This is a genomic window from Yersinia similis (genome assembly GCF_001053095.1).
Taxonomy (GTDB): domain Bacteria; phylum Pseudomonadota; class Gammaproteobacteria; order Enterobacterales; family Enterobacteriaceae; genus Yersinia; species Yersinia similis.
This window is the reverse complement of record NZ_CGBP01000015.1, coordinates 1-26289: the sequence shown is the minus strand read 5'-3', so window position 1 is coordinate 26289 and position 26289 is coordinate 1. Positions and strand designations below refer to the sequence as shown.

The following is a 26289-nucleotide window of genomic DNA, read 5'->3' as shown; positions in this document are numbered from 1 at the left end:
AATTAACGTTAAAAAATGAGAAATGTATTTTTATTGCTGGCATATAATCACATTAATTATCATCATCTATTCTCTCGTATATTAACCTGAGTGAGGGGTACACGTGATACCGATTGAACGTCATCAAAAAATATTGGCACTGGTAGCTGAACGTGGCGTGGTCAGCATCTCTGAACTAACGGAACGTTTGGGGGTATCGCACATGACCATACGCCGCGATGTGCAGAAATTAGAAGAGCAAGGTGCAGTATTGTCCGTATCAGGCGGTGTGCGTTCGACACAACGGCTGGCAATTGAACCTTCTCATCAGGATAAAACGATGATGTTTAGCCGCCAAAAAGAGGCTATTGGCACATCGGCTGCTCTGCATATTCCCCGTAATAGCTGTATTTATCTTGATGCAGGCACCACAACGCTGGCATTGGCTAGACAACTGGAGGCCAGAGATGATCTGTTAGTGGTAACCAACGACTTTGTTATTGCTAACTTTTTGATCGAGTCCTCCCAATGCAGGATGATCCACTCCGGCGGGACGCTGTGTCGTAAAAATCGCTCTTGTATTGGAGAGGCTGCCGCGCACTCCCTGAGAAACCTGTCCATAGATATTGCCTTTATTTCCGCCTCCTGCTGGGGCCTGCGTGGCATATCCACGCCGGATGAAGATAAAGTACCGGTAAAGCGCGCCATCAGTGAGGTTAGTAGTAAGCGTGTATTGCTGGCTGATGCATCAAAATACGGCAAGGTTGCGACTTATCTGGCATTGCCACTCACGGCATTCGACGTGGTTATCACTGACAACAGTTTATCCTCCACCGTGTATGAGGAACTGGCAGAAAAAGCACTTGAGTTAATCATCGCCTCTCCTCCACGTTAGTACTTCCGATGATGGTTAAAAAGAGGGCAGTAGCTAACAAATTGAGTGGGGTTAAAAAATCGATCGCGGTTCAGGCATTTCCGCCTTTATTTATGCAGTGACCCCATTATTGCGGTTAATAATTAAAGGCGAACAATTATTTATTTAACATTAATGCTTCTCATAATAATCCATTCATCATTGATGTCTTTATACATATTAAGCTTGTTTAATTAAATAAATTATAATTTATGAAAATAAGTCAATCTTATCCCATGGGTTAGATACATACGCAATAAGATAAAGTGCAATATAATCCATCATTATATTTTCAATAAAAAAATTAATCTTTAAATATATTAAGTATAAAATTGTACAAATATAATTTATACTCGCGGTTAACGGTTTATTTAATTTTACCTTATCTAACATATGGTTACAAAATTAGTGGTGATTCATGAATAACTATAGTAAATGGTTTCACTTCATAGCGCCCGTGATGGTTATCATTTAATCATGAGTAAATGATTACTCACTTCACTAATACAGCAAAAAAAATAATTTATAAGTGAATATTTTTTTGCCTCATCCCAGAAGAAACGATAGCATGCCCCCCCGTGAACCACTGGTATTGATAAAAACCATAATAACTGAAGGCGCTAAGACGCTATTTATGCATTAACCTTTAGCAATCATTTGCTGTAGTACATTCACAATGATTGCCGACAGACAAGAATATAGGGAAAGTTTATGATGTCAGGAAAACACTCTGCGGAGACCCATCACGCCGCGAAAAAACGCTGGTTAGATTCCCATGATACGGGTTACCACAAAAGTATGGGCCTACGTCATATACAAATGATAGCCATTGGCGGATCCATCGGAACAGGACTATTTTTGGGTACAGGTGCCCGCTTACAAATGGCTGGGCCAGCATTAGCACTGGTTTATCTGGTTTGTGGGATTTTCTCATTTTTCATTCTACGGGCCTTGGGGGAGTTGGTCTTACATCGCCCTACCAGTGGCAGCTTTGTTTCTTACGCCCGTGAATTTCTCGGAGAAAAAGCATCCTATGTCGCGGGCTGGATGTACTTCCTCAACTGGGCGATGACAGGCATCGTCGATATCACTGCAGTAGCGCTTTATATGCATTATTGGGGGACATTCTCTGATGTTCCACAATGGCTGTTTGCCCTAGGTGCACTATCGATTGTCGCTACCATGAATATGATTGGAGTGAGATGGTTCGCCGAGATGGAGTTTTGGTTTGCACTGATTAAAGTTGCTGCTATTGCCCTGTTTCTGATTGTCGGTGTGATCTTCCTCGGTACGGGTCAGAGCGTCGCGGGTCATACAACCGGTATTCATTTGATCACCGATAACGGCGGTTTCTTCCCTCACGGCCTCTTACCTGCCTTGATAATGGTACAAGGCGTTATATTCGCCTTCGCCGGTATTGAATTAATTGGCACTGCGGCTGGTGAATGTAAAGACCCCGAAAAAATGCTGCCAAAAGCAATTAATAGCGTGATATGGCGTATAGGTTTGTTTTACGTTGGCTCAGTCGTCCTGTTGGTCTGCTTACTACCCTGGCATGCTTATCAAGCTGGTCAAAGTCCATTCGTGACATTCTTCAGTAACTTGGGGGTCCCTTACATTGGCACTATTATGAATATAGTGGTGCTATCCGCAGCACTCTCCAGTTTGAACTCCGGGCTTTACTCGACTGGACGAATCCTCCGTTCACTGTCAATGGGGGGGTCGGCACCTAAATTTATGTCCAAAATGAGTCCGCAATCCGTGCCCTATGCAGGGATTTTGGTCACTGTGGGTATTTATGTCTTGGGTGTACTGCTTAACTACCTCGTTCCCTCCCAAGTTTTTGAAATTGTCTTGAATATAGCCTCTTTGGGGATCATTAGTTCATGGGCATTTATTATCATTTGTCAGATGAAATTGCGTCAGGCAATAAAACGGGGAATGGCAAAACCCGTCTCCTTCAAAATGCCCGGTGCGCCAGTGACATCTTGGCTGACATTACTCTTCTTGGCTGGCGTTTTGGTGATGATGGCCTTTGACTATCCAAATGGCACTTGGACCATCGCTAGCATACCCGTGCTCACTCTGCTATTGATCGCCGGGTGGTTCAGTCTGCGTAAACGCGCCAGTGAGGTAGCGGCCGCGCCGATAGATGCTTGGTCACAAGAAATATTGTTTGAAGAACCTGATACTCAAAATGTATCGCCTAAAGAGTTATATGAGCAAAAGTCAGTAGGCTAGTACGGTTGTCATGCTGTAGCAGCCTGTAGGTCAGTTACTACACCTACAGGCTGGATTGATTTTATAATTTATACCCGTAATATTTTAAGTTGTATGTGTGTTGGCAGCTTTCGTTATTCGGCCCATCCATGGGCCTCACCGCTGCAAACAGCATTCAAATCTGCTCCCGGTGCTAAGTGTCAATAACCGTTGTCACCGCAGTCACTGACTTGTTGTTGACCTTAAAATAAATAAGCTCATCGGGACTTACTCAGTTGCCGCCTTCCTGCAACTCGAATTATTTTGGGTATATAGCCAATGATGAAGAAGTAGCCGCTTTGGGTGATGGTAGTAACGATATTGAAATTTATTTATTTCGATTTATTCAGCATCTTCAATTAATGAGTAAATAACTGAGTAAGTGAGTGAGATTCACCGATAACCCATCTTATAAATGTTCCTGCACTAAACCAGCTAATATTTTCAGCCCTACATCCGCTTGCTCTTCCGTCGCATGGCTAAAATTAAGCCGTAACTGACCGCAGCCTTCAGACGAATGAGGGAGGAACGACTCACCAGGCATAAATGCAATGTTGCTTGCCAGTGCTTTAGGCAAGAGTTGACGAGTATCTATGCAGCGATTAAGGGTTAACCAGAAGAACAGCCCTCCAGCCGGTTTTTTCCACGTCGCAAGAGAACCAAAATGGCGCTGTAGTGAGATTTCAAATGCATCACGGCGAGTTCGGTAATAGGCTGCCAGTTCATGCATATGCTCAGTATGCCTGGGGCTACGCAACTGCTGTAATACTAGCCATTGGCTGATCCGGCTACTGTGTAAATCTGCTGCTTGTTTTAAGCGTGTCAGATAGGGGATCAATTCTGAGGATGCGACAAGATAGCCCAGACGCAGCGCCGGGGATAAACTTTTAGAAAAAGATCCTTGGTAAATCCACGAGGCGCGCTGTAATAAAGCACATACTGGCTTACGCTCACAAGGGTCATACACTAAATCATGGTAAGGGTCATCTTCAAAGAGCGGTAACATAATGTCATCACAAGTCTTCGCCAGTAATTCTCTCTGTTCGGCGTCAAGGCAGTGACCGCTTGGATTCTGGAATGTCGGAATAGTATAAGCAAAAGCAGGTTTTTCGGTGCGAAGTTTGCCAATATCAGGCTGAGTTGAATCATAAGCCACAAATTGAGCACCGAAAAAACGGAATACCTGTAACGCAGCCAGATATGTAGGCGATTCAACGGCGACGGGAGTTCCCTCGTCAATAAACAACTTAGCGACCAGATCTATTCCCTGCTGTGAGCCTGAAATAATCAGCACTTGCTCCTCGGTACAGGATAAACCTCGCTCGCACAAGTTTTGAGCAATCTGTTGACGTAATTCCAGTTCCCCTTCACTCGCTCCGTATTGCAGCATCGGCTGAGGCAGCCCCTCAAGGCTCATATGAGGAAAACTTTCTACTGCGGGTAATCCACCTGCAAACGAGATCATTCCCGGGCGATCAATAACTGACAGTATTTCCCTAATTGGCGATGGGTGAAGGTCATTCACTCGTGAGGAAAATTGATGACTCTGATTCGTTATAATTTTATTCATTGCAGTCCTTCCACAAAGGTCAACCAATTTGGCATTTATGGAAAGTAAAATGCGCTGCTCATTACGTCAACATAATTTCACTTTCTACCCTATTGTTAATACTAACAGGGTCTTATTGATACACCGATACCCTTGTTCACAGTTAAGACTATCACTACAGAGTAGTGATCAGACTGCTGACAAACCCCGATGACTCAATCTTGAACGGTGAGGATAGGCAGAGGAGTAAAGCGTCCGCGCCAAGGATGGCGCGGCTCGAGCCTACATGGATGTATTTACGGCGTCTTTACGATCTGCCTGTTCTCTCCGTCGCGGGCACTTTGTCAATAACCTCTGATCAGTTCTTCTTGCCAGCACTCTGTTGCAATGTCAAAGCGGCAATTAGAAAAGAATTAAACACACCAATCTCCATTAGCTTGGTATAAATCTAGCCATTCACTTTTTAAACCAAAAAAATAAAACGACTACCCGAGATAATTCAGAAGAGAATAAAAATAGCATTGCTCGTTTTCATCACCCTCCCAGATAGGCTATGTACACAGTATAAATAACAAAACTCACCAAATATGCCCTTCAAGATAATTCTAAAAAGCCGCTAATGTGAAATATATTAAGAAATAATTAGTAACATAATGATACAATGTAACTCTATATGGACGATTCAGGAGTGTGCGTAATGACAGAGAGTTATTTGACCATTTTTATTAGAGCTATTTTTGTTGAAAATATGGCATTAAATTTTTTTCTTGGAATGTGCACATTTCTGGCAATATCTAAAAAAGTAGAAACAGCCTTTGGCCTTGGGCTTACTGTTACAGCCCTGTTAGCGATAGCAACTCCTCTCAATAATCTTATTTATACCTACATACTTAGAGAGAATGCCCTGATTGATGGAGTGGATCTTAGTTTTCTTGATTTCATTACCTTCATCGGGGTGCTTGCGGCATTAGTCCAAATACTTGAAATGGTACTTGAGCGATTTTTGCCAAGCTTGCATCACACTCTCGGGGCCTTTTTACCACTACTGACAATCCATTGTGCAATATTTGGTGCAACCATTTTTATGGTTCAGCGAGAATACACGTTCACCGAATCTTTTGTTTACGGAACTGGCTGTGGTTTAGGCTGGATGCTGGCCATTGTATCCTTGGCAGGTTTACGAGAGAAAATGAAGTACTCTAACATTCCAAAAGGATTACAAGGGCTCGGCATCGTCTTTATGACCGCAGGGTTGATGTCCTTAGGATTTATGTCATTTTCAGGTATTCGGCTCTAACGCGGGTGTGGATGGTATTCAGTTATTTATGATAGCGTTGACGATGCCATCCTGGCATATGCTTCAAGTCCCGTTCCTTCCAAGCTGCCAGTGCCGCAGTGAACAGCAATATAATACGGGTAACATCCTGTTTGTATAATAGCGTCGCCTCACAATTGTGTTCCTGTTGCTTATCCATACTAAGTAAAGTGGTATATGATGGTCATTTAGCGCCCAAGGACGAACATAATGACCGCAGTAAGCCAATTAATCAGTGCGTTAGCACAAAGTATACCATTGTTGGATGTTGAGCCTTTACAGGCGGATAAACTCGAAAGATTGGATCAAGGAAGCGTACTGGACTGGCTTTATACCCATTTAAGCCAACAACAGCTTATGGTTTATGAAGAATGGAAAGAATATTGTGGATACATGCCAGAGCTGAAGTCCCTTGACTGTATCTCTTTACCGGGAAATATAGGTGACTTTGTCATGTCTCTGGCTAATGAAATTGATTGGGATAGCATTGATCCTATGACTGCAGAAGTCGATTATTTTATGCTCCCATATCTACTGCCTTACTTAGAGCATATTAATTCTTATCTTCAACAATACAAACTGAGGTTAGTTGACCTCGCACCGTTTGAAAATGCTTATATTTTCTGTATTCATAATACCCCTCAGTCAATTAATCAGCTTAAGGACGCATTAAAAGCATTTGATATCGAACTCTGTGAACGTGACGCATTAGACCAACAGCAAGCAACAGAGTATATCCAATCTTTACTACAGCCTAATAGTGATAAATAATTTAGAAGAATAGGATTATTAATTAATGTTTAACAAAAACATTCAATGCAAGAAAATTTTATCACTGTTTTCGGTTTTATTAGGTACTGCCTTTTTAAACGGCTGTGTATATCATAATTATGATAGCCCCCATATTAACGGCGTTATCACAGATCAAGGGCAGACATTGGCTGGCGTGAAAGTTTCTTTAGCAAAATTTGATCAAAAAGTGCAGACAACCACCACCGATACCAAGGGACATTTCTCTTTTATTCCGCAAGGCGAGTGGAATGTCTTTATTCCCATTGGGCCACAAGATCGCATGAATAACTGGTCAATAATTATTGAACAAGGCCCATTGGAGATCACCGGATATAAACGCTCTCACTTGGGTGGCGTTTTCTCTGGGTATTCACATCGTGATCATATTACGCTGGTTTGCGATGTATCTCGGTCAAGAAAAGATATTGGCGACTCGAATATTAATCCTGTATGCAGGCCGGATATTGATAGCCAATAATTTTACTATTGGGTCGTTTTAAACTATTGAGTCGCCTTAACCTACGGAGAAAATTCAAGGAAACACTTTCAGGACAAAGTTTCTTAATGCCGGCGATGTATCCCCTCGCCGGTACGCCAACGCCAGCTTTGCTGTCGGCGTCTGGTCAGCAATGTGTCGATATACAACCCCAATAACTTTCACTTGACTCATGGAGGCCGGAACGATTGAAACGCCCATTTCTGCCGCAACGAGATTAATGACCGAAGCGATTTGTGGTGCCAGTTGGCCAATAGTAGGCTCAAAACCCGCATTACGGCATGACTCAATCACTGAATCGTAAAGCGTCAGACCAATCTCTCGTGGAAATAGCAGGAAAGTTTCATCCCTGAATGTGCTGAGCGAAATCTTTTCATACGATGCCGCCGGGTGATTCTCCGCCATGACAATCATCATCGGCTCTTCAGATAGCATCCTGAGGTGGAAACGTTCGCTGCCAGCAAAGCCTGGCCTCAGGAAAGCGACATCCAGCGATCCTTCATTCAATCCATCAGCCAGTCGAGTCGTGTTATCTTCTTCTAGCTGTAATCGTACATCAGGATATGCACGTCTAAAGGCACGGATCGCCGTAGGCACTGCGCTGTTAAAGGCTGCTGACGCAGTAAAGCCAACTCTGAGTACGCCGAGTTCTCCCCTGACAGCACGTTGCGCAGCTTGGGTCGCTCTTTCTGCCATCACAGGTATCTCTTTGACAACATCCAGAAATGCAATACCTGCCTCAGTTAATTCCGCGCCATAAGAAACCCGCCGGAACAATAACGCACCGAGTTCCCTCTCCAGATCCTTAATTTGCTGACTGAGAGGAGGCTGCCCTATTCCTAGCCGGGCGGCAGCGCGGGTGAAATGTCGTTCTTCAGCAACAGCCAGAAAATAGCGTATATGACGTAATTCCATCTTCATATCCAAAAGAAATTGAACACAACAGTATAATATATTGGATAAATGATAACAGCGACCATAGACTAAGCGGAGTTGGAGGAAGAACAGCATGTCTAATCTTGATACTTACCAAACCCGCAGTTGGCTCTTTACGCCAGCCACTCGCTCGGATCGCTTTGCTAAAGCAGCTAAAAACGGTGCAGATGTCGCCATCATCGATCTTGAAGATTCGGTCTCTCAGGCGGATAAGGAGCAAGCCCGACGAAAAGCCATCTCTTATCTCTCTTCACGTCCTGCTACATCACTACCGCTGGCACTACGGATCAATGGACTGGATACTCGTGCCGGTATTGAGGATATTCGTGCCTTGCTCGAATGTGGCGCACTTCCCGATTACCTAATCCTTCCCAAAACGGAGTCCGCGGCTCATTTGCAGATTCTGGATCGCCTAATGATGTTCGCAGGTTCTGATACACGCCTTATCGGCATCATTGAATCCGCACGTGGCCTCAACGCTGTTGAGTCTATTGCTGCTGCCACCCCCAAACTGGCCGGATTGATATTTGGTGCTGCGGATATGGCCGCCGATATTGGCGCAGCCCCCACCTGGGAACCGCTAGCGCTGGCGCGTGCCCGGATAGTATCCGCCTGTGCGCTGAATGGCATTCCCGCTATTGATGCCCCTTTTTTTGATGTCCACGATATTTCAGGCCTACAGTCTGAGACCCTTCGCGCATCTGATTTCGGCTTTTCTGCAAAAGCTGCCATTCATCCCGCACAAATCAACACAATCAATACAATATTTACACCCACTGTAGCAGAGATACACCATGCCCGATCAGTGCTCGCCGAGAATACCAAAGGTGTAGGGACCGTCAACGGAATGATGATCGATGAGGCTGTTGCGCGTCAGGCCCGCCGGGTACTTACCCGAGCAGGTTTCTCTGACTGATATCACTTATCTATTGATTTAACGGTATTTTACACTTCACTGTAGCTGATGGAGGGAATTGCTATGGATTCTTTATTGTCTGCTTATAAAACAGTTGGCGATTGCCGCTACCGCGAGATTTCAGGCCTCTACTGGGAGGACTTCACCCCCGGAGATGTTTTTGAGCACCGGCCCGGACGTACCGTTTTAGATGCCGATAACGTGTGGTTCACCCTACTGACACTCAATGTACAGCAGGTTCATTTCGACGCAGCTTATGCCAGCAAAACCGAATGGAAGAAACTACTGGTTGATTCAACGTTCACCTTAGCGCTGTTGACCGGGATGAGTGTGCGTACAGTCAGTGCCAAAGTCGTGGCCAATCTTGGATGGGACAAGGTGAAAGCAACCCATCCGGTGTTCGCCGGTGACACGCTTTATGCCGAAAGTACGGTACTTCATAAACGCCTGTCAAATAGCCGCCCAGGTCAGGGGATCGTCACAGTGCAGACCCGTGGCATCAATCAAGATGGCATAGAGGTGATGAGCTTCGAACGCACGATGCTGGTTTATCGCCGCGGTCACTCACCAGAAGAAGTGGCAGGATACTGAGAAAAACAGAGAGGGTTATATCATGGATATACGTGCATTGTATGACGAGAAACTCACCACGCCTGAGGAGGCAGTGTCCTCTATTGCATCCGGCAGTCACCTCTCTATGGGGATGTTTGCTGCTGAGCCACCAGCGCTGCTGAATGCGCTGGCAGACAGGGCTGCAAAGGGGGATGTTGGCGATCTACGAGTTTACTACTATGAAACGGCCAAAATTGCCGGTGATAGTATCCTGCGCTATGAGCTAAATAACCGCATCAAGCCCTATAGCATGTTCGTCACTGCTGTGGAGCGGGCGCTCATTCGCCGTGGCATAGAGGATGGGGGGCGTAAAGTCGTCAATTATGTCCCATCCAACTTTCATCAAGCACCACGTCTTCTGGCCGAAGAAATTGGTATTGATACGTTCATGCACACCGTTTCTCCGATGGATTGCCATGGCTACTTTAGCCTCGGTGTTGGAAATGACTATTCATCCCGGATTGCACGTTCAGCCAGAAAATTCATCGTTGAGGTGAATCGGTATATGCCTCGCATTCAGGGGGAGGCAGCGGCGATTCACATTACTGAAGTTGATGCCATTGTAGAAAATCATGTCCCTTTGATTGAATTGCCAGTACGTTCAGCAATACCTGAATATACATCTATCAGCCACATCATTGCTGACCTCGTACCTGATGGTGCCTGCTTACAGATGGGGGTAGGCGCGCTCCCAAACCTCGTTTGTGGGACACTAAAAGAGCGCAATGATCTGGGGATCCATACTGAAGTGTTAAACCCCGGGTTGGTCGATTTAATTCAAAGGGGGGTAGTGACGAACCAGCGTAAAACACTGGATAGGGGCATGTCTGTTTTCACTTTTGCCATGGGGCAACAGGAAATGTACGAGTACCTTAACAATAACCCATCAGTTTTCAGCCGGCCGGTCGATTATGTTAACGATCCCCGCATCATTGCGCAGAATGACAACGTGGTGTCCATTAATGCCACCCTGCAAATTGACCTGACAGGTGCCTGTAATTCTGAATATATGCTTGGACACCAATACAGCGCTTCGGGGGGGCAATTGGACTTTGTCAGAGGGGCATACGCCTCTAAAGGTGGAAGATCCATCATCGCCACGCCTTCAACGGCGGCGAAAGGTACCGTTTCACGTATTATTCCCCGCATTGACGGACCAGTCACTACACCCCGTATTGATACCCACTATATCGTTACCGAGTTTGGTGCTGTTAACCTCAAAGGACTTTCTTCAACTGAACGAGCGCTGAGAATCATTGAGCTGGCACATCCTGATTTCCGGGATGAGCTAACGCAGGCTGCCAGAAAAATGCATCTGATTTGAGATAACCCCTCTGCCAATTATCTGGCAAACAGTATTTTTGGCAAACAGCACTTGCTGACAATCAAGATTTTCTGGTAATCGGCACCAACAACAATTTACCCAACGTCAATTCATATGCATTAAGGCATTTTTGTATCAAAAAATATGGGGGTCTGCTAATTTGATAAAAATAGCGCCCCCAAACGCTGCTTACAAACACAGTAATATGTACCGCCATCCATCCTAAAGACTCGGTGAAAATCAGAAGTTCTAGCCTGGTCGCAGTATCACTGTAGCTAGCACTCCCCTCCTGCCACCCTACATTGCCACTGACCGTCAGCCAGTTTGCCGCAATAAACGGCTGGAAGGCACCTGTATTATTCTCTTTATTGCCATTGCCGGCTTTTATAATTGCATGGCAATTTAATCATTTAATTTCTTAATCATTTAATTACTACCTTTAGTAAAATTAGTTATATTTCAACAGCCTGGATAATTAATAATTTTATTAGCCGAACTCCAACGTTTGTGTATTGTTCTATAGCCTAAATAATTCGAGTTGTAGGAAGGCGATTAGCCATAAATGTTCATTAAACTTGCCATAGACATCTGACTTTTAAAGGTAGCCATTCCAATATGTTGGTGTGAATGCATAATCACTGTATGGCCGTGTTCAAGCCCGTGAATGCGCTCCTTTCAATCTATTGATCGGGCTACAGCAAGGGCCATACTATATGCCCGTTGCGGATGAGGTTGCCCAATTTGAAGCCGCCCATTCCTTCCGTTTACCTCTGCAACTCAAGGGAGCGAAAGCTTGGATCCACAAGGAAAACACTATTTACGTCGGGCTTTTGTGTACCACTAGATGCAAGTGAGATAGATTTTGCGGCCATTATGGTTGAGGTAAAACAGTGCCAGCCTGACTTTATCTTCTCTACTAAGGCCTTCACAGGTTGCAGATTGCGGTTATCCACCCAGATTGATCGTGACGATGAGGCATTGATGCAACAACTGGGGCGCATAGGCTGTCAGGTTAGCTTTTTTGCCGCCCCCCCCCGAGCCACCTGAGTGCCAATTGCTGGTGTTAGCCGCCACCCCTCAATGGGTGCGCACACCTCAGCCTTGGCTGCGCTCGCCACAACCTATGCCATTAATCGCCATTGTGACCTATGAAAGCCCAACAATTTTGGATTACTTACTGGAAATTGAGGCAGCACAGGTCTTGGCAACACCATTCCGGACTTCTGGATTACTTTCATCCTTGATGTTGGTGCTACAGGGTCAGCAAATTCGCCAACGTCTGGAAAATAAAAATAAGCGATTACGCACCGAATATCTTGCGGAAGCTTATTTAATGCAACATGGTCAAATGACCGAACAGCAAGCCCATAAAACCCTGCAACAAATGGCAATGCAGCGCCAGCAAACTTTATTGCAAGTAGCTGAAACAGTCATTAGGGCCAGCGAGCAACTGAACCGTGATGACAAAGCTTAAAAACATCGCCATTTTTGGCGTTATCTTCCCGTTTATAAAGCAAATAATCCTATCCTATTAAAGTCTCTCCAAGAGTTTTAGTGCTACGCCATCGTCAGATTACATCAAGCTATTTAATGTAATTAAATCCATTTCATCGCGTTACCCCGGATTGACACATTAATAAATTAATTACTATCTATATGATATGTATATACAATTGTGTCACCCAAGTTAACGTGAGGAATTTTCCTACACTAAACGCTGAAAAATCGGGTATATTTACTCATAGCGTAATGAGTTAACTATTCTTTTCGGTTTTTCTAAAATGTCTATTTTTATTTAGCTAAAAAAAATCCTAACCCGTTTATTATCAACTAACTAAGCAGCAGAAGCACTTGCAGTCACTTTTAGTGAATGTTGCAGATAGGTAAGAAAGAATCTTTTCTTGATAATCTATAATTAGAGATTAGAATCACCGAAATAGTACTTTTGGCATCGACAGTAGGGGTTCTTGTTTACTTCACTTAGGTAAACATTTAGCGTCTCTTGGTGCACGCGAGGAGCAGTAAGTTCACTCTGCGAATCCCAAGATATAACGGTTTACGGAGAGTACATGACAAAATCAGTGATGATAGTTGATGACCACCCAGCTATTCGTGTCGCTATCCATGCATTGCTATCACAAAGCAAAGAGTTTTCGACGATCAGTGAATCCGTTGATGGCAGTGAAGCATTGGAAAAACTAAAAAATAATCCCGTTGATCTGGTTATTATCGATATTGAGCTTCCCAATTTTGATGGTTTCTCATTGCTAAAAAAATTGCAGCAACGTGGGTTTACCGGTAAATCACTGTTCCTGTCAGCCAAGAATGAGCAAGTTTTTGCAGTGCGGGCATTACAAGCTGGTGCCAATGGGTTTATCAGTAAGAATAAAGACATCAGTGAAATACTTTTTGCAGCGCAAAACGTATTACGTGGCTATTCTTTCTTCCCATCCGAAACCTTGACCCAATTAGCTGGGCAACCTTCTAGCCATGATCCTGTCAATAGGGCGCGTTTGTTATCAGAGCGGGAAATTAACGTTTTGCGTTATCTGGTAAATGGCCTGTCAAATAAACAGATTGCCGACGAAATGTTTATCAGCAATAAAACTGTGAGTACCTATAAAACCCGAATTTTGACCAAATTAGGACTCAGCTCTGTCATTGAATTAGCCGATTATGCACACACCCATAATTTGGTGTAATTCACTGCATACTCCATTTCTTTTACGTACCCGGTTTTCTTTACGTAGCTGGTTTTCTTTGCGTACCGTACTCTGCTGCCTGCTACTGATTAGCGGGCAGCTTCATGCATCTGTAATGACCGGCCGTCAAGGATGTGATACTGGGCAACCCTTGACGATCCACAGTATTGCCAACAGCTACAATGAAGATTTGTTGCTCACCCCTGCCACCGATACCCGTCAATCAAGCCGACGCACGGTTAAAGTCGGGGTGGTCATGGACGCCAATACACCTTTTGTGGTTAACCGCGATGATAATGCCATTGAAGGGATAGTTGCGGATTATCTGAAGATAATCAGTGATGCCAGCCAACTCTCTTTTCAGATGATCGGTTACTGCGATTACGGGCTGGTATTAAATGCGTTGGAGAATGGCCAAATTGATTTAATGGCAGGCACTCCCATGTTGGCCCAGCCGGGACTAATCGCTTCCCATGCCTTCTTCACAAACCGGCATGTCGAAGTGCGTAGCAAAAATTGGGACCCGACCAAACGCACACATCCGGAAACCGTGGCTATTGTAAATAACGAACCACTATCCCCCGAGTTTCTCTTTAATTATCACGCAGATCGGATTGTTGCTTACCCCAACCAATTGCAAGGATTGCTAGCCGTTGCTTATGGTAATGCTGATGTCTTTGTAGCTAATGCAACATCGGCAAATTACTTAATTGACCAACTGCAATTGTTGACGCTGCAAATTCGAAATTTTGCACCTTATCACCCTGCCCCTTATTCATTCCTGGCCAGGGAAAGTAATCAGAAGCTGATCGATTACCTCAACCAAATTCTGGAATTATTACCCACCCGTGCTACTGGCGATATTCAACAACGCTGGTTTGGTAGCAAGCATCACTACAATATCGATGCTAAATTGCTGCTGACAGAACAAGAAATCAGTTGGATCCAACATCATCCGGTGGTGACCTATATTGCCCCACTCGATCTAGCACCATTGATCTTTCGTGACCGCCGGACCGGAGAAATGGCCGGTTTTTCTGTCGATCTTATTGATATCATTGCCCGCCGTACCGGGATTAAGTTTGATCCGGTCTATACCAAGGATACCGGTGAAGGTGTTCGCAGTTTTAAAGCCGGCAAGGTCGATTTATTACCAATTGTTGCTGTACGCAATGGTCAGTATGGCAACAATCTCTACTCCTCTTCGATAGCCCAATCGCTATGGGGGATTATGACCCGCGAAGACCGCATTGATATCAATAACGTCGCGGATCTGGCAGGGAAACGGGTTGGGATCCAGGCAGGCAGTGCCTCCAACAGCATTATTGGTAACCCACTGTTAGCACAAAGAATTACTTTTGTTGAAGCCCCCGACACCATGACGTTGGTGCGTTGGCTGCAGCAAGGGAAAGTTGACGCTGTAGTTAAAAACATGATGACCGCCAACTACCTGTCAGCACAAAATTTCAGCCCGAATATCAAAACAGTGGCAGTAGCAGGTGAAGAGCCATTAATGATGGCATTTGCCATTCGCCCTGACCTGCCAGAATTAAAAACTATTATTGATAAAGTTATTGAGTCTATCCCACCGGAAGAACTCGATAACTTAACCAGTGAGTGGAGTACTTTTAAACCAAAACCTATCAGTTTTGATGACAGCTCATTGGATAACGAATTTCTGATGATAGCACTGAAAATAAGTTCGGGGCTGCTCTTGGTCTTCGGCTTATATCTCTGCTATTTGGTCTTCAATAAGCGCCGTCAGGCTAAATTGTTGCATGCCCGTTTATTGCAACAAGAGTCAATCATCAATGCATTACCGTTTGCCGTATTCATTCGCACAGCGAGTGGTGAGTTAGCCGTTTATAACAGCCTCTTTGCTGATGTGCACAGCGATAAGCTTTACGACATGCTCAATCAAACTCATGAGCCAGCACATTGGCCTATGACCAGCCCGCTTGATCGCGAAATTGATAAATATTGCCGCAGTGTATTACTCAATAGAAAACCACAGCTGGTTGACTTATCCGTAGAAATAAACGGTGAGATACGGGATATTTTTCTGTGGATTATTCCTCTTAATAATGCGGAACAAGGTTTGTTGGGCGGCTGGCTAGACATTAGTCAGCGCAAAACTGTCGAACGGCAATTGGAAGCGGCCCGTGTTGAAGCCGAAAGTGCTAACCGTACCAAGAGTACTTTCCTGGCGACTATCAGCCATGAGTTGCGCACCCCAATGTACGCGATTATGGGGCTATTGGAGCTGGAAATTCGCAGTAACAGACCCGTCGAAAAAGATACGCTGGTGACAGTGTCTAAATCTGCTCAATCGCTGATGCTACTGCTCGATGACATCATCGACTCGGCTAAAATTGAAGCTGGTCAGTTGAGTATTCATCCAACTGCGGTCGACTTCCATCAGGAAATGGAACGGATGTTTACGCTCTATCAACCTATTGCCAATGAGCGCGGGTTACGTTTCTCCGGCTGGTTGGATGACCATATCCCGCCGTTATTAATGGTCGATATGCTGCGAGTACGTCAGGTGATGGGCAATTTGCTAGGTAATGCGTTGAAGTTCACGGAGCAAGGAAGTGTTTCTGTTGATATTACTTGGGAACCAAGCGACGAGCAGCATGGTGTGATGAATATTGATATCACCGATACCGGTATTGGTATCTCCCCTGCCGCCCAAGCGACCTTATTCCAGCCATTCAGTCAAGCCAATGAGGGTAAATCACCACGCTTCGGTGGGTCCGGTTTAGGTTTATGGATCTGCCACCAATTGATTCATAAAATGGGTGGAAAAATAGCGCTGGAAAGCCAATTAGGCAAAGGAACCAGCCTGCTTATCACACTGCCACTAAATATTGCGACCGCGGATGATTTAGCCCAAGATGCAGCGATAACACATGTGGATGATGAACAACTGAATCAACTGAGAAGCCTGCGGATTCTGGTCGTTGATGATTTACCAGCAAACCGCCAGTTACTTCAACAACAGTTGGCCTTTATAGGTATCGAGCGGGTAGTCACCGCCGAGAATGGGGCAAAAGCCTGCCAAATATTGCAGCACAATAACTTTGATGTGGTAATAACCGATTGCAGCATGCCGGTGATGGATGGATATGAACTCGCGGCACACATTCGCCAAAATCCAGCATTAAAAGACCTCATCGTGATTGGGTGCACTGCTGACGCCCGCGAAGAAAGTGCTGCACGCTGCATTGATGCGGGAATGAATGCCTGCATGATCAAACCCGTGGCCATCGATACTTTACAGGCGACCTTACTGCGCAAAGATATCGTGAGCCAGATTGCAAATACCAATCATAGCCACAGCACAGAAGATAATGACTGCGGCGACAATGAAAATAATCTGAGTAAAAAAGATACAAATCATCAAGAAAACACTCCAGCTACCCGTAGCACAACCATAATCTCTCCGATCAATACGCTATCTGCGGCACAGAATAAGCTGCGGACATTATCGGGGGGAAACCCTGCGGTAGAATTGCAATTATTGCAATCATTGCTGGAAAGCAATTTGCAGGATGCTGTCGCATTGACGCAACTTTATCGCCAACTCTGTATAGAAGACGAAGACATTGTGGAAGATGGGGATACTGTGGAAACTGGGGATACTGGAGGACCGGGTAGTACGGAAGGTAGTCATGGCACGGTAGGCAGTGACCTCCCCCCTCACGCAGATATTTATAAACAGATGGCAAGCCTGGTTCACCGCATTAAAGGCAGCGTACAACTGATTGATGCCCAAGAACTGGTCGCAAGTTGCATAAAATTTGAATCTCAATTGCATGCACAGAATAAACAAGCAGCGATTGCACATGGCGCTGATTGTCTGGCATTGTTTATTGAATCTAATCAGTTATTAGCCACATTAATTTCTCAATATCCTAAAGCCGCTACTTAAGACTCGTCACAATAAAGGTTACATTGTAACTTTCCCATTAAAAGCGCCAGTATTCTTGGCGTTTCTTTTTGATTCAGCAATGATGATAACCGACTATATATAAAAAGATAATTTATCCCATCAAACGCTCAAAGGCGTTCAATTATATGAAATAGAATAGATTTTTAATTATGCTATTTTTTACCAGGGTAAGTTCCTACAGGGATTGTGGGAAATTTCTCATATAAAACAAGGACGTCTCTCATTCTACTCTGCACTATTTCCCCCTAGACTGGTTCCGGCCAGAAACAAAATTAGCAACATACAGATAACGGCCCATGTTATTCCTCTCAATGAGTATTCATTTTGCTGAATAGCGTGGTTATCAAAATGTACATCCATATTAAGCGGGAATAACATGAAAAAAACTTTAGTGCCGTTGATGCTATTTATCCTGCCAGGTATAGCCTTTGCGGAAACCGCGAACAATACCATAAAGTTCCAGGGAGAAGTCGCTGAACAGACCTGTATGGTGGATATCAATGGTACCGCCAACACCCCGGTGGTTCTGCTGCCGACTGTCTCAACCAGTAACCTTAATCAAGTCAACGCGGTGGCAGGAAAGACCAACTTTACGATTAATCTCACTGGCTGCAATATTGCGATTCAAGATACCCAAATCAGCTCTGTTTTTCAGGGCATGAATGTCACGTCTGGCGGAAACCTTGGCAATATTGGCACAGCAAGAAATGTCGCCATTCAACTAATTGATCCCCGTGGCACCCCGATTCGTATGTCTGGTGGCAGTGTTGAAGTTCCAGGAATTACCCTGGCCACCGGCGCAACTTCGGCATCACAGGATCTGTCAGCCCAATATATAACAGAAGAAGGCCAGGCAACCGCAGGCAGTGTTATTGCCTCTGCGCAATATGCGATCACCTACCCCTAACAGTTCATGGCAACTGAGCATTTTCATGAATATGTCGGCCCACCGGTAACGGGGCCTTAATGGACCAGAGAAAACAAGGATAAGTGAGTAACATGATATTGATTGCCCGCCAAATTATCGCCTGCTCGATGTTGCTGCTCACCAGCGTATCCTTATCGGTACAAGCCAGTGTTGTCATGACAGGGACGCGTATCATTTATCCTGAAGGCTCGCGGGAAAAAGTATTACAGTTGAGTAATAAAGATGACCATCCTAATTTAGTCCAATTGTGGATGGACGATGGAAATAATCAATCTTCACCCTCGAAAAGTGATGTTCCTTTCGCACTGACACCACAAATATTCCGGATGGAAGCCAACAGTGGGCAAGTTGTCCGTTTGACTTACATTACGCGTAATTTACCCAAAAATCGTGAATCGGTTTTTTATCTTAACTTTTTACAGATCCCCGCATTAAAAGCCGATACGCAGCCAGATAATAAGTTGGTTTTGATCGTCAATAACCGACTAAAAGTCTTTTTCCGCCCTGCAGAGTTAAAGGAAAATATCGATACGCTAGGTGAAAAAATAAGCGTCACCCTAGATACAACGACAGGTAACAAAATTAAAGTACATAACCCAACAGGTTATTACATCAGTCTGCGCGATGCCAAAATTGTCAGTAACGGCAAAACTGTTTCGTTTGCCACCAGTGAAATGTTCGCGCCCGACTCTACCACTGATTTGGCCCTGCCCATTGGGATTAAAGCCAAGAAAGGGGAATTGCTGATGCTGAACGTAGTTAATGATTACGGTGCCACCATTCCTAATAATTATTATCTGTAATCTACCGCTGATGCTAATCCAATATATCACCAGACACAGGGATCGCTGGTGAGAATAGCTTCCTGGCTATCATGCTTGCTGACACAAAGCTTGCTGGTCACGCATATTTCGTCAGCGGCGGATAATAGCAATCAAGACGACTATATATTTGACGATGCGTTAGTGCGCGGTTCATCACTCGGTTTAGGATCGATTGCCCGTTTTAATAAAAAAAACAGCTACGACGCGGGCCAGTATCAAGTTGATATGTATATGAACAACAAATTTGTCGACCGCATCAAATTGATGTTTGTTGATAAACATAACAGTGTTGCTCCTTGTCTATCTGTTGCGCAATTATTACAAGCGGGTGTAAAAGAAGAGGCACTGAAAACGGCAGATCCTAAAACGCAATGTTTGGCCTTCCAATCCATACTTCCGGCCAGTGACTTTCGATTTGATCACGCTAAATTGCGTTTTGATCTGTCCATCCCTCAGAAGTTTGTTAAAAACGTGCCCCGTGGCTATGTTGACCCGAAAAATCTCACTGCAGGCGATACGATTGGTTTCAGTAATTACAACTTGAATCAATATCATGTGGATTACAACAAAGATGGTATTAAGCGCACCACAAACTCAACTTATCTGAGCCTGAACAGCGGTATCAATATAGGGATGTGGCGTTTTCGTCAGCAAGGGTCCCTACGTTATGACGCTAGCCGGGGGGCTAACTGGACATCTAATCGTATGTACAGTCAGCGTGCCCTACCCACTATTGGTAGTGAAATTACGCTGGGTGAAACCTTCAGTTCCGGCCAGTTTTTCTCCAGTCTTGGTTTTCTAGGTGTCGCGCTGTCAACAGATGATCGCATGCTACCCGAATCGCAACGAGGCTACGCACCGGTTGTACGTGGTATTGCCAGAACTAACGCGCGAGTCACGGTTTATCAAAATAACCGTTCGATTTACCAAACCACGGTATCACCGGGCGCATTTGAATTTAATGATTTATCGGTCACCAATTTTGGGGGCGACCTGACGGTTGAAATCAATGAAGCTGATGGCAGCATAAGTACCTTTCAAGTGCCATTCGCCTCTGTCCCGGAATCCCTACGCCCCGGCTACTCACGTTATAGCTTTGCGGCCGGGCAGGTTCGCGATGTTGGCAATAACGAGACGTTTAGCGAGTTGACCTACCAAAGGGGTATCAGTAATGCCATCACAGCTAACACAGGGATACGGCTGGCTTCGGGTTATCAGGCCATCATGCTGGGCGGCGTTTTCACCCACTATATTGGCGCGTTAGGTCTGAATACAACCTATTCTAGTGCCCGTTTACCGGATGGGGAACAACAGCAAGGCTGGATGGCAAAAGCCTCTTTTAGTCGTACCTTTCAACCCACCAATACCACGTTATCCGTGGCAGGTTACCGCTATTCAACCGACGGTTACCGTGATTTAAGCGATGTACTGGGCGTGCGTGCGGCCAGTAATGGCAGCGGCTGGAATTCCAGTACTTACCGGCAACAGAGCCGGGCTGAAATATCCCTCAACCAAAATTTTCACCGCTACGGTTCATTATATTTGACTGCCTCCTCACAAGATTATCGAGATGATCGTTCAAGGGATTCACAGTTACAACTGGGTTATTCCAACACCTTCTGGCGCAATACCAGCTTCAATCTGGCTATTTCACAGCAGAAAACCGGAGGAGCAAATGAAATTTACTTCGTTGACCCAGGCAGTGGCATGCCTGCATCAAATGGTGCGAATACACTAGCCACCCGTGAAACTGTGGCCCAAATGTCAATTTCATTCCCACTAGGGGGTAGCTCGTATGCACCTTACGTCTCGGCTGGCGCAGTAAACAGCAGAACCAGCGGGGCCAGCTATCAAACCTCACTTTCGGGAACCATGGGCAGTGACCAAACCGCAGGCTACAGTGTGGATGTTGCCCGCAACGAGCCAACCAACGAAAATACCCTAAGCGGCAGTTTGCAAAAACAGCTCCCGACCACCAGTTTGAGTGGCAGTGCCTCACGTAGTCCCGGTTACTGGCAAGGCTCTGCCAGCGCCCGTGGATCGGTCGCATTTCACCGTGGCGGTGTGACGCTTGGCCCTTACCTAAGCGACACTTTCGCACTGATAGAAGCGAAAGGTGCCAGTGGTGCCAAAGTAATGTATGGGCAAGGGGCCCGTATCGACCGCTTCGGCTATGCATTGGTTCCGACATTGACACCCTATCGCTACAACACACTTTCTCTCGATCCCGATGGGATGGATTTCAATACTGAGTTGCAGGATGGAGAGCGACAGATTGCGCCCTATGCTGGCTCTACGGTGAAAGTCACGTTCCGGACCCTCAACGGTTATCCGGCGTTAATCACTATTAAAATGCCCGATGGCAGCCAATTGCCTATGGGAACCGTGGTTTATAATTACAACGGTAAGGGTACTAACGATAAGAATGACATCGTGGGTATGGTCGGGCAGTCCAGCCAAGCCTATCTACGGGCGGAAGATCTCAGTGGCACCCTCACATTAGTGTGGGGAGAGAGTCGCAAAGAACGCTGTCAGTTAGATTACGACCTAGGTAAGCCGACGGATAACGATAAACAGCTGTATAAGCTCGATGCCTTGTGTGTCGCTGTACAGCAATAAATCAGAGAAAACTGCATGCATCCTATTATCACTCGAAATACCACGCTTTATCGATGCAATCAAAATAGGCGGGTATTCTGCCGTTTAATCCGCGTATTATTTTCACTATGCCTGCTCGGTTTTACCTTACCCAGTCATGCACAATGTGTCTGGAAAGGGAGTGATATTGGCGGGGATAACTACGGTGCCTCACTGTATTTAGGCAATATCAATATCACCAGTAATTATATTCAGCCCATCGATTCAATTTTGGCCTCCAACGTCATCAGCTTGGTGCCTGCACATCGGTGGCCAGATCCAGAAGCCGTTATCTATGAATGTGACATCGCCGATAAAGACAGCTTATTTGAAGTGTTTGCTACCAATGGTGACAGCAATGTTGGCGGCTATACCCATATGGGTGATAACTATTTTCAAACATTCTTCCCCTATACTGCGCTGAAACTGATTCATGTCGATTCAGGTGTTGAATTCACCCGTATCTGGCAAGAAATTCCATTAAAAAAGTACGACATCTTGGACAATAAAATCCAGATAAAAGGTAAACACTTCAGCCAAATCCGAGCAGAGTTGAAAAAAACAGGCTCGGTGGACCGCTCACCCGGCCCGACCAGTTGGGGTTGCGCTGGACCGGCGGAAGACAACTACTCAGGCGGCTATACCTGCAATCAACCTAATGGTTATGTGGTTTTCAAAGGACCTGGCATGGCGGTGCCAGAAGCAGGATATGATTCGGCGACTAATTACCAAACTTGGGGAACGGGCCGCTATATGGCATTTGGTATGAACACGTCACCTATCGCTACCCTGACGCGTAAAAATACCTGTGTGGTACGCAATGTTACGCCTTATGTAGTCTTCCCGATCATTACAGTGAATGAACTCAATGATAACCAAACACGTAGTGCTGAAATCACAGTAGATATTGAGTGTCAATCAGGCACCGAATCAGGGACATCCAGTGGCCAAACGGCCATTGGGATCCAAACCTCGTTAGCCGGCTACCTTAAAGCATTGGGATTAGGCCTGGTGAATACGGCAGGAGGAGTGAGCTACTTGCTCTCAGACAGTTACGGGACTGATAGCCGTATCGCTACTGGCGTGGGTATCAGCCTAAGCGATAGCAATGGCAGTGCCATGAATTTTGTTGGTTGGGGGGGATGTGCACAGACTCAGGACTGCCTAACTACCGCCGATGCGGGCTGGTACCCGATACTCACTGGGGCCAGTGTTAATGGCAGCCACTCTGCGGGTTACAACAATTATGTCCATAACTTCACCGCCACCTTAAAAAAACTGCCTAATGGCACGCCTACTACTGGGAAAATAGACGCTACAGCTTACGTTCTGGTGAAAATACAATGAGATTGCTGAGCCTGTTTTTACTGTTATTCACGATCAGCTATGATGCACTGGCCGGTTTGATCGCCGGATCTACCCGCATTATTTATCAGCCTGAATTACGTGAGCGCACGCTTATGCTGGCTAATACTAATAATTATCCCGTCGTCGTGCAGACCTGGATTGATAACGGCGATGTGGACAGTACTCCTGATCAGGCTAAGGCCCCTTTTATGGTATTGCCTGCCGTGTTTAAAATGCAGGCAGGATCGGTTCAGGCACTACGCATCATCAATAAAGGCGAAAGCCTTCCCAGTGACCGGGAGTCTGTCTATTGGTTGAATTTGTATGAAATACCGCCCAGAGAACGAAGTAACATTGATGCTCATGCACAAGTTGCCATGGCAATGAATACGCAAATGAAGATTTTTTATCGACCAAACGGTTTAGCCCCGCCCCCTACTGATGCCATGAGAAAGATACGCTTCTCACTTAAAAACATTGATAATCAATACGTTGTAATTGCTGATAATCCTACGCCTTATTTTGTCTCTTTTGGTCAGATTCAGTTACAGAGCCAACAAAAAAACTACCTGATAGCACAGTCAATGGACATGATGACCGGCCCATTCTCCACTCGACCCTATTATTTTGAACAGCCTCCCACCTCACTCAAAGGCAAGTTTACCGTCAGTTATATTTATTTTGATGATGCGGGTAATCAAGTTAAAAACAGCCAGTCAGTGACAGTGACGCTATAACAGATTCCTATTCTCCCCCCTTCCCCCGTTATGTACTCAATAGCGACAGCACTGCCTTACCCTAATCCCCACCATTCGGCCCAACAAATATGATAAACACGCCTATTCGTTCACTGACAAACGACAGCTACCCGATCATCCCCTCAAAACCGCATAGTTTCTGAGATAACTGCAGATAAAATCAGTCATTTTGCTGAAAAACAAGCCAATAAGCTCACTCTCTCAACAAACGATCCTATTAAGTGGTTTTCTACTTTGACAAACACACCGCCCCCCGCTATTATTCGCCTCGTTCACACGATTCCTCTGTAGTTCAGTCGGTAGAACGGCGGACTGTTAATCCGTATGTCACTGGTTCGAGTCCAGTCAGAGGAGCCAAATTCTTATTTTCAGGCATTTTTGCGAATCGCTCTATTAACTAGATTCGATAAGATAGCGTGAAAAACCTTCCCGATACCTATTCTGTATTCCCTCGCATCGTGAAATATATTGACCCTCCCTATTGCATTAAAATTTTTGATAAATCCTTTAAATTAACCGATTACCACGATCTGTCTCTGCTCGCCAATCTGGCGTTCACGTCCTTGGTTTCTAAGCTGCCTGTACGGCAGTGAACATCTAGTGCTCCAGCACGACAGGGGGTGAATACCGAAGCTATTGGTAATGCGCTACGCATCGCCACCACAGGTGATATCGACTCGCTGTCGGCGCGCTACCTGCTGGCAGACCGGCAACTACCGATGCGAGTGCGCCTGAGTGACGAAGCACGTTCCGATCTCGATGTGCTCCGTGGGCTGCGCCTGCCTACGCTTTCCGGGGAGAACACCGTACCGCTCGCGGCGGTGGCAGATATCACATACGCTGAGGGTGAGTCGCGCATTGAACGCTATGACCGACAACGGCGTATCCCCCTTGATGCAAATCTGGTATCCGGCTCACTGGGCCAAGCACTTAACGCGATCGAGGCATTACCAAGCTTCAGCGCGCTGCCACCGGGAGTGCTGCGCATCAACTATGGTGAATCCGAATACATGGATGAGATGTTTAGCAATTTCACCATCGCCATGAGTGCTGGCATCTTGGCGATATTCGCGATTCTGGTGCTGTTGTTCCGGGATTTCCTCCAGCCGTTGACCATCCTCTGTACCTTGCCGCTGTCGCTGATCGGCGCGATCCCAGCCCTGTGGCTCATCGGCGCCGCACTCGACCTACCGGCGATCATCGGCATGCTGATGCTGATGGGGATCGTCACCAAGAACGCCATACTGCTGGTTGACTTCACCCTGAATGACATGAAAAACGGGCTTGACCGTCAGACTGCCCTAATGGCTGCGGGTGCAGCCCGAGCCAGGCCGATCGTGATGACTACGGTGGCTACGGTGGCGGGTATGATCCCAGCGGCTATTGGTTTTGGTGCTGACTCAGGATTCCGTATCCCCATGGCAGTTACGGTGATCGGTGGCCTGGCGACGTCCACGTTGCTCAGCCTGATCTGCGTGCCTGTAGGATCCGCCTACCTTGACGACCTGCGCCGTTAGTTGGAGCCACGTTTGATGCGGTTGACTACGGTTACCCAAGAGGATTTGGATGAGGACTGAATGACGGGCTGATCGTTTGCCAAGATCACTGGGGAAGCCACCATTACGGAATTTTTCAGGTTCGGGAAACAAAAGCGGAGTCAGACTGCTGACAAACCCCGATGACGTGATCTTGAACGGTGAGGATAGGCAGAGGAGTAAAGCGTCCGCGCCAGGGATGGCGCGGCTCGAGCCTACATGGATGTATTTACGGCGTCTTTACGATCTGCCTGTTCTCTCCGTCGCGGGCACTTTGTCAATAACCTCGGAGTGAAGTCTTTCACATTAAAAGAGCCTATTTCGCCGTAAAAACCCCACCGTTTGAGTGTTTCGTCTTTACTTACCGGACGTAGCATTTCAAACAGATTCTGAATCGATACGGCGCAATGGAAATCCAGCAAATCAGATACCAGATCGTGGAGGTATTGCCGGAACAACTTACCAGCTAACCCGTGCGCCTATTGTGCCGCCAACCGTATAGTTGTCACTGA

The 26289-nt window shown here is 45.8% G+C and carries 19 protein-coding genes, 1 tRNA gene and 1 pseudogene; 19 read left to right on the top strand and 2 right to left on the bottom strand.

Annotated elements, in window-relative coordinates:
• The first annotated feature begins 103 nt into the window (after positions 1-103).
• Both ygbI and ansP read left to right on the top strand, forming a co-directional pair.
• The gene (ygbI, locus tag AC971_RS12440) at positions 104-874 is read left to right on the top strand and encodes a DNA-binding transcriptional repressor YgbI (protein ID WP_025383680.1); all 771 of its coding nucleotides are present in this window, start codon (positions 104-106) and stop codon (positions 872-874) included.
• A 729-nt stretch (positions 875-1603) separates the two neighbouring features.
• On the top strand, positions 1604-3133 hold the full coding sequence (gene ansP, locus AC971_RS12435; protein ID WP_025383679.1) for an L-asparagine permease: 1530 nt from the start codon (positions 1604-1606) through the stop codon (positions 3131-3133).
• Between the two features lie 427 nt (positions 3134-3560).
• Here the strand turns inward: ansP and AC971_RS12430 are convergent, their stop codons facing one another.
• A complete protein-coding gene (locus AC971_RS12430; protein ID WP_038402227.1) occupies positions 3561-4721 on the bottom strand; it encodes an aminotransferase-like domain-containing protein in 1161 nt (386 codons plus the stop codon).
• Between the two features lie 265 nt (positions 4722-4986).
• On the opposite strand from AC971_RS12430, the pseudogene AC971_RS25185 reads away from it, so the two are divergent.
• From AC971_RS25185 to AC971_RS12415, 4 genes and pseudogenes are all read left to right on the top strand, one after another.
• Positions 4987-5055: pseudogene (locus tag AC971_RS25185) on the top strand (gluconate 5-dehydrogenase); the annotation flags it as partial.
• A 342-nt stretch (positions 5056-5397) separates the two neighbouring features.
• Positions 5398-5997, top strand: coding sequence for an NADH:ubiquinone reductase (Na(+)-transporting) subunit E (gene nqrE, locus AC971_RS12425; RefSeq protein WP_025383677.1), 600 nt, complete (start codon positions 5398-5400; stop codon positions 5995-5997).
• A 228-nt stretch (positions 5998-6225) separates the two neighbouring features.
• Positions 6226-6786, top strand: coding sequence for a hypothetical protein (locus AC971_RS12420; protein ID WP_025383676.1), 561 nt, complete (start codon positions 6226-6228; stop codon positions 6784-6786).
• A 25-nt stretch (positions 6787-6811) separates the two neighbouring features.
• Entirely contained in the window at positions 6812-7285 is a 474-nt protein-coding gene (locus AC971_RS12415) for a transthyretin-like family protein (RefSeq protein ID WP_025383675.1), read from the top strand.
• Positions 7286-7339: 54 nt separating this feature from the next.
• Here AC971_RS12415 and ripR read toward each other — a convergent pair whose 3' ends face one another.
• Positions 7340-8218 carry an itaconate degradation transcriptional regulator RipR gene (gene ripR / locus AC971_RS12410; protein WP_025383674.1) on the bottom strand — a complete coding sequence of 293 codons (879 nt, stop codon included), beginning with the start codon at positions 8216-8218 and terminating at the stop codon, positions 7340-7342.
• A 94-nt stretch (positions 8219-8312) separates the two neighbouring features.
• Between ripR and ripC the strand changes: the two genes are divergently transcribed.
• The 13 genes from ripC to AC971_RS12345 all read left to right on the top strand — a co-directional run bounded on the left by ripC (position 8313) and on the right by AC971_RS12345 (position 25759).
• Positions 8313-9155 carry an itaconate degradation C-C-lyase RipC gene (gene ripC / locus AC971_RS12405; protein WP_025383673.1) on the top strand — a complete coding sequence of 281 codons (843 nt, stop codon included), beginning with the start codon at positions 8313-8315 and terminating at the stop codon, positions 9153-9155.
• A 63-nt stretch (positions 9156-9218) separates the two neighbouring features.
• Entirely contained in the window at positions 9219-9746 is a 528-nt protein-coding gene (ripB, locus tag AC971_RS12400) for a (R)-specific enoyl-CoA hydratase RipB/Ich (RefSeq protein WP_025383672.1), read from the top strand.
• Positions 9747-9768: 22 nt separating this feature from the next.
• Positions 9769-11091, top strand: coding sequence for an itaconate CoA-transferase RipA/Ict (gene ripA, locus AC971_RS12395; protein WP_025383671.1), 1323 nt, complete (start codon positions 9769-9771; stop codon positions 11089-11091).
• A 1021-nt stretch (positions 11092-12112) separates the two neighbouring features.
• Positions 12113-12565, top strand: coding sequence for an ANTAR domain-containing response regulator (locus AC971_RS12390; protein ID WP_038402225.1), 453 nt, complete (start codon positions 12113-12115; stop codon positions 12563-12565).
• A 595-nt stretch (positions 12566-13160) separates the two neighbouring features.
• Entirely contained in the window at positions 13161-13793 is a 633-nt protein-coding gene (locus AC971_RS12385) for a response regulator transcription factor (RefSeq protein ID WP_002212073.1), read from the top strand.
• Positions 13794-13908: 115 nt separating this feature from the next.
• Complete coding sequence (locus AC971_RS12380) at positions 13909-17727, top strand: ATP-binding protein (RefSeq protein WP_038402223.1); 3819 nt, start codon at positions 13909-13911, stop codon at positions 17725-17727.
• A 397-nt stretch (positions 17728-18124) separates the two neighbouring features.
• Positions 18125-18655, top strand: a complete 531-nt coding sequence (locus AC971_RS12375) for a fimbrial protein (protein ID WP_025383669.1) — start codon at positions 18125-18127, stop codon at positions 18653-18655.
• A gap of 92 nt (positions 18656-18747) precedes the next feature.
• Entirely contained in the window at positions 18748-19479 is a 732-nt protein-coding gene (locus tag AC971_RS12370) for a fimbrial biogenesis chaperone (protein ID WP_025383668.1), read from the top strand.
• Between the two features lie 75 nt (positions 19480-19554).
• The gene (locus AC971_RS12365; RefSeq protein ID WP_025383667.1) at positions 19555-22119 is read left to right on the top strand and encodes a fimbria/pilus outer membrane usher protein; all 2565 of its coding nucleotides are present in this window, start codon (positions 19555-19557) and stop codon (positions 22117-22119) included.
• Between the two features lie 87 nt (positions 22120-22206).
• Complete coding sequence (locus AC971_RS12360; RefSeq protein WP_025383666.1) at positions 22207-23484, top strand: fimbrial protein; 1278 nt, start codon at positions 22207-22209, stop codon at positions 23482-23484.
• On the top strand, positions 23481-24221 hold the full coding sequence (locus AC971_RS12355; protein WP_025383665.1) for a fimbrial biogenesis chaperone: 741 nt from the start codon (positions 23481-23483) through the stop codon (positions 24219-24221). The genes AC971_RS12360 and AC971_RS12355 overlap by 4 nt, the downstream gene beginning before the upstream one ends.
• A gap of 302 nt (positions 24222-24523) precedes the next feature.
• Positions 24524-24599 (top strand) — tRNA-Asn (locus AC971_RS12350).
• Between the two features lie 263 nt (positions 24600-24862).
• Positions 24863-25759, top strand: coding sequence for an efflux RND transporter permease subunit (locus AC971_RS12345; protein WP_025383664.1), 897 nt, complete (start codon positions 24863-24865; stop codon positions 25757-25759).
• Positions 25760-26289 lie beyond the last annotated feature (530 nt).